The following is a 17,146-nucleotide window of genomic DNA, read 5'->3' on the forward strand; positions in this document are numbered from 1 at the left end:
TGTGGATGGCGGACAATATATTTATGTATTCAACCTGAAAGGAGAACCTCTCTGTAAATATGTACTCGACCATTTTATTTATGGTATATTTGTAAATGAGCAAAAAGGGACGATTCTTGCTACGGATGTGAACAAGGATGAACCGATAGTAGAATATCAAATGAAATAAAAGAAAATATAAATGGGAATGGAGAGGAGCGGACGGCAAACGTCTTGTTGGTGCATTACGAGCCGTCCGTTCCGATAGATTGGCGGAAGACAAGCTTTTCGGGATGCTAAAATCCTGATATCGTTATGCAAGCTTTATGCTTGCAAATTAATTAATTACAAAAGAAATGATACAATGAAGAGAATTATAAAACTTACTTTTGTTGCTGCCTTTGCAGCAGTAGCGGGATATGGCGTTTATGCCAATCAAAATTCAGAAGCAATGTCGGACATTATGCTGGCGAATGTGGAAGCATTGGCAAGTGGAGAAAGCCAAATAACTTGTGAATATGATCCGGGAGACACTTGTCGTGTTGGTTCTACAGACGTTAAAGATTGGGATGAAAAAAGTAACCCTTGGGGTTGATTAGAAAAAATAAAAAGAATGACATATATGCCGGATGGGATGAAATCTCTTCCGGCATATATAAATGGAAGTGGTGTATGAAGAATTTTTTTTATGTTTTATTATCGGCTTTTTGTATCGGGTGTACGGATGTGGAAAACGCGATCAAGCTTAATGATATACAAACAACTTTTGATGAATTCCCTTTAGTTGATTCGTTAGAGTTTATTCCTTTTTCAGATTCGTTATTGGAAGAGCCTTCTAATATGTTTATCAGCAACGACATGTTACTGATTCAAACATTTTGCAGGGCTCAAGATACGTATCTTTCTGTATTTTCATTGGATGAGAATCGGATAATTCGTGACATTGTAAAGAGAGGAGGAGGACCTAATGAAATGTTGTCTTGTGAAATGGGTTTAATGGATAATCAATTATGGTTATACGATATAAGTAAAAAGCGTGTGGGTATTGCTCCTATAGACTCTTTTGTTTTGTCGGAGAATCCGGATATAGCCTGGCATGAATTAAGCCACGGCTATTATAACACTGCAATGCTTAATGATTCCATATTCCTGGGGACGAATGATTTTGAGAGTAAGTTGAAGATAAACTTTGTGAATCTTTTTAGTGGGGAATTTTTTGAGAGAGGAAATTATTCGTATTTGGACAGCAGTATTGATTTAGGGGCATTGATAGATGCTTGTACTTGTTATGCAGATGTTAATCCTGTAACAAAAGACATTCTGTTGTCTTATCGTTATACCGATGTGATAGAAATTTATGATTCTAAAGGAAATATCAAGCATGCATTGCAAGGTCCTGCAAACTTTGCTCCGAAATTTCATATCCGTAGCAAACATGGTATGGGAAAGACACCGGAAACCAGAAAGGCGTTTGTGAATACTTATGTGACAGAAAATTACATTTATTTGCTATATTCCGGTTGCAAAAGAACAGAGAGAAACTGGCCTTATGGAAACGAGATTTTTGTATATTCTTGGGATGGTAAACCGCAAAAAAAATATGTGCTTCCTCAATTTGTTTATACGTTTGCTGTGGATGAATCAAAAGGTATAATTTATAGTTATTCAAGACAAACAGAAGAGCTGGTGAAGGCTGTGATGTAGTTGCTAATTGTGTGATTTGTTAGAATGAAAACGAAAAATATAAAATATCTTCTCTTTTTAATTTTTTTGGAGTGTGTCTGTGCTTGTGTTTCTCCTGAAAAAAATAGGATAAACAATACCGTTAGTTCTTGGAATGGAAAAACTATAAAGTTCCCCGAAGAAATGCGTTTTACTTCATTGATGCAAGACTCTTCAGATTTTTTCTTTTCAGAATCGCATTTCAGGATAGTAAGTTACGTGGATTCTTTAGGATGCATAAGTTGCAAATTACGACTTTTAGAATGGAAAAATTTAATGCAGGAATTAGATTCTCTTTTTGGTAAAAAAGTCTCTGTATTATTTTTCATGCATCCTAAAATCAAGAAACCTTTGGTGCAGACATTGAAGCGTGAAAACTTTACTTATCCAATTTGCATTGATGAAGAGGACTCTTTGAATAAATTGAATCATTTTCCAACAGACATGGCATTCCAAACTTTCTTGCTCGACAAAGACAACAAGGTACTTGCCATTGGGAATCCAGTCCATAATCCTAAGGTGAAGGAGTTGTATTTAAAAATCATCCGTGGCGATGATGTCTTTTCTTCTGAACAGCAAGCCGTAAAGACAGAAATCGTATTTGACAAAACTTCTTTTTCTTTTGGCAAATTTGATTGGCGTGAGGAGCAAAAAATAACTTTCACCTTGAAAAACATCGGTGATAAGCCATTGGTCGTAGAGGGCGTGAGTACTTCCTGCGGTTGTACCACGGTGGATTATCCCAAAGAGCCTGCACAGCCGGGAAAGAGTTTGGTGTTGGTTGTGACTTACAAGGCTGAACAGCCGGAACATTTCAACAAAACAATCACCGTGTATTGCAATGCGGAAACATCGCCTGTCAAACTGACGATTTCCGGTAATGCGGAATAAAAAGTACCGGTAAAAATAGCAGTGCGTATGTCGCTTACCCCCACAGATAAAGTTTTGTTGTGTGCTCTTGCTCTTTGTGGTTTCCTACTGTTTTTTGTGCAAGAATATATAATTCGGTTTTATCGTTATTTCCTTGCCAAGAGAGTGGAAGTTGTGATAGAAAAAGAAGTTCCAATAGTGGTAAAAGAAGAAATTCCGGTGATTGTTACAGATAGAATTGAGTCTCATGTTTATCAAATAGAAGAGGGCTTATGTTTTGATGCCGACTCAAGGATATTGAGAATACGTGGGTATTTGTCTCAAATGTCAAGTTGTACAATCAAAATGAAAATTATACTTATCAACTAAAAAAGCCCCATTTCATCGAAGAAAATCTCGTGTAAGCAGTTCTCTGCCATCGGCTGACAAAAACTGACAACCAAGGAAAAACACCTATTGTCAGTTTTTGTCAGCCCGAAAATTAGGATGAATCTTTTGTTTTCCACTACCTTTGCCATCATCATTCAAATAACAACAATTGATACAATGAAGAAGAAAGTTTTATTTAAATGAAATAAAAGAAAATATAAATGGGAATGGAAGCGTGATACGGATTCACATGGATGTCCGTACTGGAACTGCCTTTCAAACGGAAATGGCAACTCATGCACATGTGGCAGTGTTGAATATTAGTGAATTTATGAATACAGGATGCTTGAAGTCTATGCTTTGAGCATCCTAAATAAAAAATGAAATGATACGTATTCTAGTTATTTTACTTTGCTTTTTTGCCATAAGTTCATGCTCTCATGTAGAAAAAGAAAATGCCAATGCCGTCGTTCCTAATTTAGTTAGTTTCCAGAGTGAAAGTGGCCATCAGAAACTATCTGAAATTTTTACTAATTACAAGCTGGTGCAATTGGAAACCAATGATTCCTGTTTGCTTAACGGAAATGGGAAAATATTGAAGTGCGGCTCTATTTATTATGTTCGGTCGGCAAATAGTGTTTTTGAATTTGGAGCGGACGGGCATTTTATCAGATGTCTTTCGCGCGTAGGAAGTGCACCTCACGAATATGTAGAACTTTATGATTTTGATGTGCTGGAAACAAATAATTTGTATGAGATATGGATTTCCACATTGGGTGGGATAAAGATATACGATTCTGAGACACTGGATTTTAAAAGAGGTATTCCGGTTGAAGGGCATGTCAATCAATTCAAGTATGTAAATGACAATACGATTTTGCTGGTCACCCCAGGAGATATAACATTTAAGGTTTGTGATATACACGGCAATATTCGAAAGGAATTTATGGAGAAGGATTTGGCAAATGGTGCTTTTCAAATAGTCCAGTTTGGTAGATATGATGATAAAATGACGTACCATCTGGACTGTACACAAGAAGGGGTGATATACGATGAGAAGTCTGATTCTCTCTATGTAGGTCATTTATTTCCACCACAAGAAAATTTGGTAACTACTACCGTCAATAGGGAATATTACGAACAATATGGCTGGAAGGAACAGTATAAGAAGGTGGTAGAGAAATATTCTACTCTTGTGTCCTTCCGGACATGGAAAAAAAATGTCGCATTGACTATGAGGCATCCGGATGAGGAAATCACGATAACCCTATTTGATGGCAATAAGGCGAAAACTCATCGTTTCAGTAAAAATCCGTCATTACTGAATGATATAGTGCCGACTACGAGTTTGGGCTTTTTAGCCACTTTGGCTTGTTGCGAAAGTGATAGCGGATTCTTGTTTATGATAGGAGACGAAAGGATTTCGGAAGAGGAACAGGAAAAAAAACCTATCTTATTGGATGTCTGTGGCTTTAATTTATAATATCAAATAAAATATTCAGATGTTGAAATCTTTTTTGCTTGTTTTAGCTTTACTTGTTTTTGTCTCTTGTAATAATGCAGAACAAAATAGATTGGTAGATTTGGTGAAAGAATGGAAACAACATACCATATTATTTCCGGAAAATCCGGTTTTTACAATACAAGGTAAGGATACTGTGGCTTTCCCATTGGAGAACAGCTTGAAAATAGTATCATATGTGGATTCTGCCGGTTGCACAAATTGCAAATTGAGATTGCGCGATTGGACTGAATTTATTGCATATATGGATGTAAATATGCCCACTAAAGTTCCTGTGTATCTCTTTATTCATTCTCAAAAGGTGAAAAATGTCAAGTATTTATTGGAATGCGAAAATTTTGTGTATCCGGTATGTCTTGATTTGGATAATGAATTTTATGAAATGAATAAATTTCCTGATGATACGACATTCCAAACGTTTTTACTTGATAAGGATAATAAAGTGCTTGCTATAGGAAATCCGGTTCACAACCCCAAAGTGAAAGAACTCTATCTGAAGATAATCCAAGGTGGGAAGATTGGAGAAGAGGATAAAGAAAAGCTGATAAGAACCACAGTCAGTATAGACCAAACATTAGTTTCGCTTGGCACCTTCGACTGGCACCAACCGCAAACCGCCACCTTCACCTTGAAGAACGTCGGCGGCAAGCCGCTGGTCATTGAAGGCGTAAGCACCTCTTGCGGCTGCACCACGGTGGACTACCCCCAAGAACCTGTACAGCCGGGAAAGGAATTGCTGCTGACCGTGACCTATAAAGCCGACAAGCCGGAACATTTCAACAAAACAATCACCATGTATTGCAATGCGGAAACATCGCCTGTCAAACTGACGATTTCCGGTGATGCGGAATAAAAAGTACCGGTAAAAATAGCAGTGCGTATGTCGGATAGAGAAAAACTGGAAAAAGTGGCTGAGAAGTGGATGGACAGATTGGTGAATGCCATTTTGGCTTTCGTCTTTTGCTTCGTCGTTTATGTGCTTATGCAAGTATTCGTAGTTTGCTCTTTCAAGATACCTTCCGATTCCATGGAACCTGCTTTGCTTCCGGGTGACAATATATGGGTGGACAAGTGTTCGACCGGTGCACGCCTGTTTAATCTCTTCGATGTATTGGATGGCAAGGAAGTGGATATCCATCGGATGCCGGGCTGGCGGAAGTTTCGTAGGAACGACATATTGGTGTTCAATTTTCCTTATCCGGGTAGTTGGGACAGCATCGCATTGGACATGAGGCTTTATTATGTGAAGCGGTGCATCGCCCTTCCCGGCGATACGCTGGAGATACAGAATGCGCGCTATGCCATCGGTGGGGTGCGTCACCCTTTGGGCTGCGTGGATGCACAGGATAAATTGCAACGCTTGTTGAAGAGTGGCGCTGCGGAAGAGACGGGTATCGTGCTTAAGGCCTATCCCAACCGGGAAGAGGTGGATTGGAGCATTAAGGAGTTTGGCCCCTTCTACATTCCTTGCAAAGGTACTGTGGTGGAGATGGATACCCTAAACAGACTGCTTTATAGCAATGCGATAGAGTGGGAACAGAAGAAGAAACTGTCCTTTCGTGGAGATACGGTGCTTTTGGGTGACAGTGTGATAACCACTTATTGCTTCCGCAAAAATTACTATTTCGTGTCGGGCGACAAGATGGAAAATTCAAGGGATTCACGCTATTGGGGATTGCTTCCCGAGGATTTCATCGTAGGCAGGGTCTGGCGGATAGGCTATTCGGTGGACGAGCTAACGGACAAAGTGAGGTGGAACAGGATATTTAGAAAAACAGATAGATATGATGAAGAATAGACGTAACAGATGGATATACCTGCCGGGAGTATTGGTGGCTTGCCTGACATTGGTCTGCTGTCAAAGTCCGGACACGGCTTTGGAGCGGGCACTCATCCTGGCGGGCGACAACCGTGGGGAACTGGAGCGAGTACTCGACCATTACCGGGATGACTACTTGAAACTGGAAGCGGCAAAATTCCTGATAGAGAATATGTGTGGACATAGCTCTTATCAGGGGAATGAGATTGACGAATACTATGATGCCGTAGATTCTGTTTTGCAGGAGAAACATGGGATTCTGATACATGAACTGGTGGAGGAGATGAACACAGTGGGACGCAGATTTGCCCGGCAATATCGTATGACGTGTGATTTGAAGGTGATAACAGCCGATTATCTGATAGAGAACATAGAATGTGCTTTCGAACAGTGGGAACATGGCAGCTGGAGTACCCATCTCTCTTTTGAGGATTTTTGCGAGTGGATACTGCCTTATAAAGTGGTGGAGCTTCAACCCTTGGACGGCTGGCGCACCTATCTGAAGAACCGGTTTGATGAGGGCGTGGACAACCTGAAATACTGTTATATGTACAAGAAGTCGGCTGTATGGGCTACATGCCGCATTAATTCTAATCTGAAAGACAGCATAAGGCCGGATATACGTGGCAATGAAATGCTTCCGGTCCATCGGCTCTCCACTAAATTGCAGATGCCGTTTGGAATATGTCAGGATTATGTGGAGATTGCTGCAGCGGTGCTTAGAAGCGAGGGCGTTCCGGTAGCCATCGATTTTACTCCCCAATGGCCTTTTCGCGAGATAGGACATTCTTGGAATGTGGTATTGGCAAACAGTGGCAAGCCTATTCCGTTTGGCGGGGTTGAAAGTAATCCGGGAAATCCGCACAAACTTGATGAAAAAATGGCAAAGGTTTATCGGAATACGTATGCTGTCAATCCCGATTTGGAGAAGTTGCATAAAAATGAACAATGTGTGCCGGGAAACTTCCGGACGTTGTGTATCAAGGACGTGACAAGTGAGTATATGGAGACATCCGATGTGGAGGTCAAGGTGGATAGAGGGGCCGGTAAATATATTTATCTGGCCATATTCGATAATAAGGCGTGGAATCCTGTCGCTTTCGCAGAGGTTTGTCATGGCAAAGCTTTGTTCCGTAATTTGGGGCGTGATGTCTTGTACCTTCCGGTGGCTTATCAGAATTATACGGTTACCCCTTTGGGCAATCCTTTTGTGCTGACCTCAAAAGGCGAGGTCAGACAGATTATTCCGCAAAAGGAGACTATGGATGAAATGGTGCTCTATCGGAAATATCCGCTTTTCCCTCATGTGCAAGGCGTTGCCCATCGTATTGTGGGCGGGAAGTTCCAGGCAGCCAATACGGCAAACTTCGAGGACTCTGTTACCATTCATGAAGTAACGGAATGGGGAATAAGGGGCAGGGAGGTAGTGCTGTCTCCCGGAACGGAAGCCTATAGGTATTGGCGATTCTACCAACCGTCTCAAGAGAGCTATTGTAATATATCGGAAATCACTTTTGTGGATAGTAGCTCTCATCGGGCTGTTGCAGGAAAAGTGATAGGTACGGAAGGCTCTTATGGTGATAATCCCGGAACCCGCAAAGAGGTAGCCTTTGATGGAAATCTTCTGACTTACTTTGATGCTCCTATCGAATCCGGTGGATGGGTCGGTATGGATTTTGGACATCCCGTTGCCATGGAGAAGATTATCTATACTCCGAGGGGGATGGCAATACAATTGCTATAGGCGATACTTACGAATTGTTCTATTGGAAAGACGGGCAGTGGGTATCCTTGGGAAGGCAAGTGGCGACAACGGTTTCATTGCAGTTCAAGGATGTTCCGGCAGATGCCTTGTATTGGTTGAGGAATTTGTCGGAAGGCATGGAAGAGAGGATATTTTGTTATAAAGACGGCGAGCAGCTGTTTTGGTAGATAATGCGAATATAGGATGAAAAAACTCATAGGCATTTGCCTGCAAGTGGTGGCTGTAGCCGCGCTGTTCTCGTTGGCGGGTCTGCCTGGCGACGGTCTGGCTGCGGGCGAAACCGTCGGGCAGTGGGTGTGGTTCGACAAAATGGCGGTGCTGGCAGCTGTCTGCCTTTGGGGGGCATTGTTGTTGTGCTCTAAAGGGGATGTGTTGCCGGTTTCCAAAGCTGTTGCCTGGTCGTTGATGTTATGGGGAGCCGTTGAGGCCTTTATCGGCTTGCGCCAACTCTACGGTTTCGAGTCTTCTCGCCATTCGTTGTATGCCCTGACGGGGAGTTTCTTCAATCCCGGTCCCTATTCCGGATACTTGGCGATGGTGCTGCCTGTCTGCCTGTACCGGTGGCTGGGCGGCAAGGAAAGGGAGGAGATGCTTCGTTTGGTTCGGAATGACGGGAGAAGTTGGGAAAGAGTGGTTGCCAAGATAGGAACGATGTTTTCCGGTGGCGTGATGCTTCTTATCCTATGTGTGCTTCCGGCAGGAATGAGCCGTTCGGCATGGCTGGCGGCGGGAGTTTCTTGTTTTTGTGTATATGCATGGCATATGGATTGGACGGATAAGTTCAGATTATTATGGCAGCAGCAAAGGCTGCGGGTGGTGATGGCGGTGATTGGCGGATTATGTGTTTTGCTGTTGGCGGGTCATTTACTGTTTGCCTTGAAGCCCGATTCTGCACGTGGGCGTCTGTTTATGTGGAAGATAACCTGCCGCGCCATTGCGGAGAAACCGTTGGCCGGATATGGTGTCAACAACTTTGCAGTGGCATACGGTGATGCGCAAGAGGCTTATTTTGCGGCAGGCGATTATGAACCGTGGGAGGAGCGTGTGGCAGGAAGTCCCGAATATGCTTTCAATGAATATTTGCAGGCTGCGGTGGAGCTGGGCATTCCTTTGGCTGCTTGTCTGTTGGTTGCCGTCATATTGTGTCTGTATATAGGAGTTAGAAAAGAACGTTACGGCATCTGTGGTGCCATTCTTTCTCTGATGATATTCTCTTTTTCTTCCTATCCGTTGCAGCTACCGGCATTTATCGTTACATTTGGAGGGTTGCTGCTGGCTTGTATATTCGATGGAAGCCGTTGGCAATGGTTGGGATTGGCTGTATTGGTAGGTGTTGTGGGCGGTTTTCGCTTAAAGAATGATTTGCGGACGGAGCAGGCCTGCCGCGAATGGATGAACGCGCGGGTGCTGTATAATGCAGGTGCGTATCAATCGGTAGAGAAAGAGTATGAGCGCCTTTATCCTTCGTTGAGGAATAGGGCGGCTTTCTTGTTCGAGTATGGGCATGGATTGCACAAACAGCAGAAGTTCAATGAATCCAATCGTGTTTTGGAAGAAGCCTTGCGACGTAGTTGCGACCCGATGATACTGAATGTAATGGGTAAAAACTATCAGCAGATGGGTGACTGCTTATCTGCGGAAGACCGGTTTGTCCGTTCCACCCATCGGTTGCCGGGACGTATTTATCCCTATTATCTGCTTGCGAAGCTTTATGCGGAACCAAGCTTCAGGCAACCGGACAAGTTTGAAAAAGTGAAGCGGATGGTATTGACGAAAGAGCCGAAAGTGCATTCTACGGCAATACGACAGATGAGGGAGGAAGTAAAGAAAATACAGATAATTACGCCTTTTAAGTAATTTAACTATGGATGTTAGTTTTAAAACTAAATATTTTAGTTTATTTGTGGAGATATTATGAATATTGAATTTAAACACACGAAAATCATGAAGAAGAATTGGTTGTATATTGTCTGCTTTGCTTGTATGGCAACTGCTTGTTCCGGTACTCCGCAGACTGTGAATGAAAGATTATGTTCCGTTGACGTGGCAAGTGCCATGGAAAATCTTACAGAATTGAAACTTTCCGAATTGGGTAAGGATGTGCGCTATGTGGCTTTGGAAACAACAGATTCGTGCCTGATCGGGGCAGGTCCGGATATCTTGTTGCTGGATAAATATATAGTCGTTTTTTCCCATAAAGATTGTTTTGTCTTTGATAAGGCAGACGGACGGTTCATCAGCAAGGTAGGGCATACCGGAGACGATCCGGAAGCTTATTCTTATGCTGCTGCCACTTATAATGATGTGGACGGATTACTCTATTTTCAGCGTGCCCCGAATATGCTACAGAAGTATGATGTGCAGGGTAACTATCGGGGAAGGGTAACGATACCCACGCCTCCTGCGGCGCCGGGTGATTTTGCTTTCACTGATTCTCTGATTATAGGACATTACAATAATATTGCCATGGGCTATAATGCACGGGCTTTACTGTTTTTTAATGAGGCGGGCGAGCAGGTGGATACGTTCCCAGTCTATTTCCTGTCTTGCCGGAGAAGCAGGTGCAGGATATAGCCAGCATTTCCATTAAGAAGCAGGGAATTTCCGCTATCGTACTGACCATATTCAAGGATGGCAGCCAGTCTGCGGCTATCAGCGGACATCCTTTTTTATGGAAGATGGATGGGAAGATACAGTTTAAGGAGAGCTTCAACGATACAGTCTACACAGTGAAACGTGATATGCTGGAGCCGTCTGTCGTATTCAGTACCGGCAAGTGGCATTGGGGAGCAGAAGCGCGTACCGATTCGAAAGACAATGAATCGCGTCTGCTGGTGGGGGCTGTCTTTGAAACAGAGAATAATATTTTCTTCCAATGCACACGTGGACTGTATACCAGTGAACCGGAAGCATTCAACGGCATTCATGACCGTAAGTCTGGTACTACCCGTATGTATACTGAAAAGGAAGGTATAACAGATGACTTGACAGGATTTATGCCTTTTCACCCCAAGACATGCAGCATGCTGGGGGAATATGCGATGATTGTCGGCTCGGATGAAGTGCTTGGATGGCTGGAAGAGCATCCGGAAGAAGCCGGGAATGAAAAATTGGCCGTGTTAAAGACTCTGACGGAAGATTCCAATCCGGTAGTGGTTATGACATTGCCTTAAAAATATGAATATGAAGACACAGAACTATCGATACCTGCTATGCATGGCCGTTGCCCTGCTTGCCGCCTGCTCCGATGCCGGAAAGGGAAAAGAGTCCGAGGAAGGGGTGGCAACCGTCCTGCCAAGTGAAAGCAATGAAGTGACCGTGAAAGTCCTGAAGCGGGCGACCTTTGAGCATGAACTGGTGAGCAACGGAAAGGTGACAGCCGGAGCCATGGCGGAATTGCGGTTTGAGACGGCCGGCATAGTGGCGCATATCTATGTGAAGAACGGCGAGCATGTGCGCAAAGGGCAGAAACTGGCGGAGCTGGACAAGTTCCGCCTGAAGAACAAGACCGCACAAGCCAAGGATGCCCTGGACAAAGCGGAGCTCGAACTGCAGGATGTATTGATAGGGCAGGGCTATCCGGTGGGGGACACTTCCAAAGTCCCTGCCGACATCATGAAGCTGGCGCGCGTGAAGAGCGGTTACGACCAGAGCCTCTCCCTATACGAACTCGCCGTGTATGAAGAAGAGCACGCCACATTGGCAGCTCCTTTCGACGGGGTGGTGGCGAATCTCTTTTCCAAACCCTTCAACGAGGCAAGTACCTCGGAAGCCTTTTGCTCCATCATCGGCACGCAAGGCATGGAAGTGGACTTCACGGTGCTGGAAAGCGAACTGCCCCTGATAAAGAGTGGCGACAAGGTAATCATTACCCCTTATTCGGATGCCGGTTCCAGGCAGGAGGGGCGCATCACTCAAATCAATCCCCTGGTGGATGACAAAGGAATGGTGAAAGTAAAGGCATCCGTTGGCGGCAAGGGGGGGCTGTTCAGCGGCATGAACGTGAGGGTGAACGTGCACCGCTCTCTGGGCGGGCAGCTTGTAATACCGAAGAGTGCCGTGGTGCTGCGTTCGGGCAAGCAGGTAGTGTTTACCTTGAAAGACGGAAAGGCGCAGTGGAACTATGTGCAGACCGGACTGGAGAATGCGGAAAGCTATAGCATGGCCGATGATGCCTTGAAAGAAGGCGATACGGTCATCGTGACGGGAAATGTGAACCTGGCACACGAGGCGACGGTGAAAACAATTGACAATTGACAGTTGATAATTGACAATTGACAGTTGATGGTTGACAGTTGATGGTTGAAATTAGATAACTCATAACTTATAACTCATAACTCATAACTCTTCTGTGGTAAAGTTCTTGATACAACGGCCTATTGCCGTACTGATGGCATTTACAGCGTGCTTCATTGTCGGGCTGGTGACTTACTTCACCCTGCCGGTATCCTTGCTGCCCGATATTGCCATTCCGGAAATAACAGTGCAGGTGTCGGCGCAGAACACCTCGGCGCGCGAGCTGGAGAATACGGTGGTGAAGCCGCTTCGCCAGCAGCTCATCCAGGTGGCGAAGCTGAAGGACATGGATAGCGAGACGCGTGACGGGGCGGGCATCATCCGGCTGGGTTTTGACTACGGCACGAATACCGACCTTGCCTTTATCGAGGTGAACGAGAAGATTGACGCCGCCATGAACCATCTGCCCAAGGATACCGACCGCCCGAAGGTGATAAAGGCAAGCGCGACGGACATCCCCGTCTTCTACCTCAATCTGACGTTGAAGAACGACAGTGCATACGGCAGGACGGACGAACGCGCGTTTCTTGATTTGTGCGAGTTTGCCGAAAATGTCATAAAGCGCCGCATCGAGCAGTTGGCGGAAGTGGCGATGGTGGATATTACGGGCTTGGTAGAACGCCAGTTGCAGATTGTACCCGACCCGGATAAGCTTGCTGTATTGGGCCTCTCCATTGAAGACATCGAAAACGTACTGGCACAAAACAACGTGGAGCCGGGCAGCATGACCGTGCGCGACGGCTACTACGAATACAACATCAAGTTCTCCACCCTGCTGCGCACGGAGAAGGACGTGAAGGACATCCTGCTGCGTAAGGAGGGGCGCATCATCCGCCTGGGCGACTTCTGCCGGGTAGAGATTGTTCCTGCCAAGGAGAAAGGCGTCTCCATGAGTAATGGCAAGCGTGCCGTTACCCTTGCCGTCATCAAGCAGGCGGACGAGAATATGGACGACATGAAGCTTGCCATCAACAGTACGATGGACTATTTCAGACGGGTATATCCCGACATTGATTTCAATGTCAGCCGTAACCAGACGGAGTTGCTGGACTATACCATCTCCAATCTTCAGCAGAATCTGTCGTTGGGTTTCCTGTTCATCTGCATTGTGGCGGTGCTCTTTCTGGGTGACATCAAGTCGCCGTTCATCATTGGGTTGAGTATGGTGGTATCTATCGTTATCTGCTTCCTGTTTTTCTATCTGTTCGGGATGTCGCTCAATATCATTTCTTTGTCGGGACTTATCCTGGCACTGGGCATGATGATTGACAGCAGCATCATTGTCACGGAGAACATTTCGCAGTACCGCGAACGGGGTTACTCGTTGCGGCGGGCCTGCGTGACGGGGACGAGTGAGGTGATTACCCCGATGCTGAGTTCGTCGCTGACCACCATTGCCGTATTCGTGCCGCTGATATTCATGAGCGGCATTGCGGGGGCGCTATTCTACGACCAGGCATTCTCGGTGACGGTGGGACTGCTGATTTCCTACTTTACGGGTATCATGCTGCTGCCGGTGCTGTACTATCTGGTCTACCGGACGGGGTTGCGCGGCAGGTCTTGGTTCTCGCGCATCCGCATCCACAATCCGTTGAAGGAACATACGCTGGACCGCTTCTATGATGCGGGCATCGACTGGATATTCGCCCATAAGACGGCAAGTGTCGTGTTCTGTGTGGTGTCCGTGCCGCTTTGTGTCTTTTTCTTCTATGTGATAGGTAAGGAGCGTATGCCCGAGATAGACCAGAATGAACTGATAGCCCGCGTGGAGTGGAACGAGAATATACATGTGGACGAGAACCGCAGGCGGGTGGATGCACTGTTCGGCTTGCTGAGGGAAGAGACGGTGGAGCAGACGGCGGCTGTGGGTCGTCAGGACTATCTGTTGAATCGCGAGCAGGCACTCTCATCTTCGGAATCGGAGCTGTACTTCAAGACCCCCTCGCCGGACGGGATTGCCCTTTTGCAGAAGCGGGTGGGTGAGTGGCTGAAGCGGGAATATCCGTTGGCCGTGGTCTCCTTTTCTCCGCCCGAGACGGTGTTCGAGAAGCTTTTCGTGACCGGAGAGGCCGATGTGGTGGCAGAACTCTATGCCCGTAACAAGGAGCAGGCACCGGTGGCAGAGGAGTTGCGCGGACTGGAACTGTGGTTGACGGAGCTTACCGGAACCGCACCCGTGGGCATCGCCTTCGAGAACCAACTGGACATAAGCATCCTGCAGGAGCGGCTGTTGCTCTACAACGTATCGTATGACGAACTGCTGCGCACGCTGCGGACGGCGTTCAAGGAGAACAGTGTGGCGATGCTCCATTCTTACCAGCAATACCTGCCCATCAGCATCGTGGGCGAGGAGCGGACGGTGAATGATGTACTGCAAGAGACGCTGATACAGACCCGTCCGGACGAGAAGGGCGAGGTGGAGCATATTCCGCTTCGCGAATTGGTAAAGGTCCGTCCGACTGAGGACTTGAAGACGATTACGGCAGGCCGCAACGGAGAGTACATCCCTTTCCGTTTCTACGATGTGACGGACGCCCCGGCTCTGATGACGGAGGTGAAGCGGGAGGCGGATGCCACGGGCCGGTGGGATGCGGCCTTCTCCGGCAGTTTCTTCTCCAACCGGCAGATGCTGGACGAGCTGGTAGTGATTCTTTTCATCTCCGTCCTGCTGATGTATTTCATCCTGGCGGCGCAGTTCGAGAGTTTTGTGCAGCCGCTCATCGTGCTGCTGGAAATCCCGATAGATGTCGCCTTCGCTTGGGACTCTTATGGGTTTGCGGGCATACGCTGAACCTGATGTCCGCCATCGGACTGATTGTGACGTGCGGTATCATCATCAACGACTCCATCCTGAAACTGGATGCCATCAATGAGCTGCGGAGAGCAGGCATGCCGCTGCTCGAAGCCATCCATGAGGCGGGGCGCAGAAGGCTCCGGCCCATCATCATGACGTCGCTCACCACCATCTTTGCCATGGTGCCGCTGCTGTTCTCGTTCGACATGGGCTCGGAGCTGCAGAAGCCGCTTTCCATAGCGATGATCGGGGCTATGTCTGTAGGAACGCTGGTCAGCTTGTTCATCATCCCGTTGATATATTGGTTTATATATAAAGGTTCCACCACAGAGGACACGGAGGCGCACAGAGTTTAACTGTCTGTGAAGAAAAAAACTCTGTGCACCTCTGTGTCCTCTGTGGTGAATTATCATTTACTAAACGAAATAGCATGAAGAAACTGTTTTTTATATCTTGTCTTATCTTCGGAGTGTCTTCCGCTTTTGCCCAGCAGCGGATTACGCTTGATTTGCAGCAGACCATTGCCTTGGCAAACGACAGCTCGCTGGAAGCTTTCCGTACCAAGAACATGTATCTGGCCGGTTATTGGGAATACCGCACCTATAAGGCAAACCGCCTTCCCAGCCTGACACTGAACATGACTCCGGCACAGTACAACCGCGACATCACCAAGCGTTACGACTCCGGGCAGGACCTTGACATCTACCGCAGCCAGCAGTCCTTCTATGCCTACGGCAACCTCGCCGTCCGCCAGAACTTCGACTTGACGGGAGGTACGTTCTATCTGGATACGGAACTGGGCTATATGCGTAGCTTCGGCGGTAACAAATACACCCAGTTTACCAGTGTTCCGGTACGTCTGGGCTACTCCCAGAGCCTCGTGGGCTACAACCCCTTCCGCTGGGAATGCAGGATTGAACCGCTGAAGTACGAGAAGGTGAAGAAGGAGTACATCTACAACGCCGAGCAGGTGTCCGAGCAGGCCACCACCTACTTCTTCGCCCTTGCCATGGCGCAGGCGGAGTATGACTTGGCGCAGGACAATGCCCTCTCTACCGACACCCTCTACCGCATCGGCATGCAGCGCCTGAAGATAGCCGCCATCAGCCGCGCCGACCTGCTGACGCTGAAGCTCGACGTGGTGAACGCCCGCAACACCTTGCAGAATGCCTCCAGCGCCTTGAAGCGCGCCATGTTCTCCCTGGCCTCCTTCCTGAATATGGAGAAGAACACCGACATCCGCGTTTCCCTTCCGGGACGTCCGCAGACACTGACCATACCGGTGGACGAGGCTTTGCAGGCTGCCAAAGCCAATAACCCGGATTTTCTGGAGCTTCGCCAGGGCGTGCTGGAAGCCGAGCAGACAGTGGACAAGACGAAGAAGGAATCGCGCTTCAACGCCAGCATCAACGCCAGCGTCGGCTTCAACCAGGTAGCGGAGAAGTTCGGCGAAGCCTACAAGCACCCCATGCAGCAGGAAATGGTCTCCGTCAGTGTCTCCATCCCCTTGGTGGACTGGGGCGTGCGCAAAGGCAAGTATAACATGGCGCGCAACAATCTGAATGTAGTCCGCACCTCTGCCCGGCAGAGCGAAATCAGCATCGAAGAGGAAGTCATCATGACCGTGAGCGACTTCAACGTCCAGCAAGCCCTCGTTGCCAGTGCCGAAGAGGCCCTCGACCTCGCCATCCTGGCCTACAACGAAACCCGCCAGCGCTTCATCATCGGCAAGGCGGACATCAACAGCCTGACCCTCTCGCTTAACCGCCAGCAGGAAGCGCAGCGCAACTACATCTCTGCCCTGCAGGACTACTGGCTGAATTACTATAAGATAAGGAAACTGACATTGCACGACTTTGCCAGCGGATTCTCGCTGTCGGAGAAGTTCGAGTATGACAATTGACAGTTGACAGTTGACAATTGACAATTGAAAATTGACAATTGAAAATTGAAAGAATCATAACCAATAATTAATAACTAAATTTCAACATCTACTTAACCAATAACTAA

14 protein-coding genes and 1 pseudogene are annotated in these 17,146 nt (G+C 46.8%); all 15 read left to right on the forward strand.

The annotated features are described in order from the left end of the window. Nucleotides 1-169 (forward strand): BF3164 family lipoprotein (locus tag JCM16496_RS21420; RefSeq protein WP_244440252.1); only part of this gene is annotated, 169 nt, incomplete at its 5' end. Nucleotides 170-343: 174 nt separating this feature from the next. Then, nucleotides 344-574 carry an NVEALA domain-containing protein gene (locus JCM16496_RS04520; protein WP_025832594.1) on the forward strand — a complete coding sequence of 77 codons (231 nt, stop codon included), beginning with the start codon at nucleotides 344-346 and terminating at the stop codon, nucleotides 572-574. Then, a complete protein-coding gene (locus JCM16496_RS04525; protein ID WP_145973816.1) occupies nucleotides 565-1,683 on the forward strand; it encodes a BF3164 family lipoprotein in 1,119 nt (372 codons plus the stop codon). Before JCM16496_RS04520 ends, JCM16496_RS04525 begins: the two co-directional genes overlap by 10 nt. A 24-nt stretch (nucleotides 1,684-1,707) precedes the next feature. Next, nucleotides 1,708-2,592, forward strand: a complete 885-nt coding sequence (locus tag JCM16496_RS04530; RefSeq protein WP_025832597.1) for a DUF1573 domain-containing protein — start codon at nucleotides 1,708-1,710, stop codon at nucleotides 2,590-2,592. A gap of 27 nt (nucleotides 2,593-2,619) precedes the next feature. Next, nucleotides 2,620-2,940 carry a hypothetical protein gene (locus tag JCM16496_RS04535; protein WP_025832599.1) on the forward strand — a complete coding sequence of 107 codons (321 nt, stop codon included), beginning with the start codon at nucleotides 2,620-2,622 and terminating at the stop codon, nucleotides 2,938-2,940. Between the two features lie 385 nt (nucleotides 2,941-3,325). Continuing rightward, a complete protein-coding gene (locus tag JCM16496_RS04550) occupies nucleotides 3,326-4,423 on the forward strand; it encodes a DUF4934 domain-containing protein (protein ID WP_025832601.1) in 1,098 nt (365 codons plus the stop codon). Between the two features lie 421 nt (nucleotides 4,424-4,844). Then, nucleotides 4,845-5,315, forward strand: a complete 471-nt coding sequence (locus tag JCM16496_RS23470) for a DUF1573 domain-containing protein (RefSeq protein ID WP_244440238.1) — start codon at nucleotides 4,845-4,847, stop codon at nucleotides 5,313-5,315. Nucleotides 5,316-5,342: 27 nt separating this feature from the next. Next, entirely contained in the window at nucleotides 5,343-6,260 is a 918-nt protein-coding gene (gene lepB / locus JCM16496_RS04560) for a signal peptidase I (RefSeq protein ID WP_025832606.1), read from the forward strand. Beyond that, nucleotides 6,247-8,025, forward strand: coding sequence for a hypothetical protein (locus JCM16496_RS04565; RefSeq protein ID WP_244440239.1), 1,779 nt, complete (start codon nucleotides 6,247-6,249; stop codon nucleotides 8,023-8,025). Before lepB ends, JCM16496_RS04565 begins: the two co-directional genes overlap by 14 nt. A 204-nt stretch (nucleotides 8,026-8,229) precedes the next feature. Next, the gene (locus tag JCM16496_RS04570; RefSeq protein ID WP_025832608.1) at nucleotides 8,230-9,903 is read left to right on the forward strand and encodes an O-antigen ligase family protein; all 1,674 of its coding nucleotides are present in this window, start codon (nucleotides 8,230-8,232) and stop codon (nucleotides 9,901-9,903) included. An 87-nt stretch (nucleotides 9,904-9,990) separates the two neighbouring features. Then, nucleotides 9,991-10,620, forward strand: a complete 630-nt coding sequence (locus JCM16496_RS23475; RefSeq protein WP_244440240.1) for a DUF4934 domain-containing protein — start codon at nucleotides 9,991-9,993, stop codon at nucleotides 10,618-10,620. Continuing rightward, nucleotides 10,608-11,219: a DUF4934 domain-containing protein gene (locus tag JCM16496_RS23480; protein ID WP_244440241.1), complete on the forward strand. Its 612-nt coding sequence runs from the start codon at nucleotides 10,608-10,610 to the stop codon at nucleotides 11,217-11,219. Before JCM16496_RS23475 ends, JCM16496_RS23480 begins: the two co-directional genes overlap by 13 nt. Before the next feature lie 10 nt (nucleotides 11,220-11,229). Further along, nucleotides 11,230-12,303: an efflux RND transporter periplasmic adaptor subunit gene (locus tag JCM16496_RS04580; RefSeq protein WP_025832610.1), complete on the forward strand. Its 1,074-nt coding sequence runs from the start codon at nucleotides 11,230-11,232 to the stop codon at nucleotides 12,301-12,303. 94 nt (nucleotides 12,304-12,397) lie between these two features. Further along, nucleotides 12,398-15,492 (forward strand): annotated as a pseudogene (locus tag JCM16496_RS04585) (efflux RND transporter permease subunit). Between the two features lie 74 nt (nucleotides 15,493-15,566). After that, nucleotides 15,567-17,039, forward strand: a complete 1,473-nt coding sequence (locus JCM16496_RS04590; RefSeq protein WP_025832612.1) for a TolC family protein — start codon at nucleotides 15,567-15,569, stop codon at nucleotides 17,037-17,039. Nucleotides 17,040-17,146 lie beyond the last annotated feature (107 nt).

It is taken from the genome of Bacteroides rodentium JCM 16496, from assembly GCF_000614125.1.
Classification (GTDB): Bacteria; Bacteroidota; Bacteroidia; order Bacteroidales; family Bacteroidaceae; genus Bacteroides; species Bacteroides rodentium.

What these genes read in the sequence shown, in the direction of transcription:
- JCM16496_RS04550 (WP_025832601.1), top strand. Translation starts at nt 3,326, where the DNA reads ATGATACGTATTCTAGTTATTTTACTTTGCTTTTTTGCCATAAGTTCA.
- JCM16496_RS23470 (WP_244440238.1), top strand. Translation starts at nt 4,845, where the DNA reads ATGAATAAATTTCCTGATGATACGACATTCCAAACGTTTTTACTTGAT.
- JCM16496_RS04580 (WP_025832610.1), top strand. Translation starts at nt 11,230, where the DNA reads ATGAAGACACAGAACTATCGATACCTGCTATGCATGGCCGTTGCCCTG.
- JCM16496_RS04535 (WP_025832599.1), top strand. Translation starts at nt 2,620, where the DNA reads ATGTCGCTTACCCCCACAGATAAAGTTTTGTTGTGTGCTCTTGCTCTT.
- JCM16496_RS23475 (WP_244440240.1), top strand. Translation starts at nt 9,991, where the DNA reads ATGAAGAAGAATTGGTTGTATATTGTCTGCTTTGCTTGTATGGCAACT.
- JCM16496_RS04590 (WP_025832612.1), top strand. Translation starts at nt 15,567, where the DNA reads ATGAAGAAACTGTTTTTTATATCTTGTCTTATCTTCGGAGTGTCTTCC.
- JCM16496_RS04570 (WP_025832608.1), top strand. Translation starts at nt 8,230, where the DNA reads ATGAAAAAACTCATAGGCATTTGCCTGCAAGTGGTGGCTGTAGCCGCG.
- lepB (WP_025832606.1), top strand. Translation starts at nt 5,343, where the DNA reads ATGTCGGATAGAGAAAAACTGGAAAAAGTGGCTGAGAAGTGGATGGAC.
- JCM16496_RS04520 (WP_025832594.1), top strand. Translation starts at nt 344, where the DNA reads ATGAAGAGAATTATAAAACTTACTTTTGTTGCTGCCTTTGCAGCAGTA.
- JCM16496_RS04565 (WP_244440239.1), top strand. Translation starts at nt 6,247, where the DNA reads ATGATGAAGAATAGACGTAACAGATGGATATACCTGCCGGGAGTATTG.
- JCM16496_RS04530 (WP_025832597.1), top strand. Translation starts at nt 1,708, where the DNA reads ATGAAAACGAAAAATATAAAATATCTTCTCTTTTTAATTTTTTTGGAG.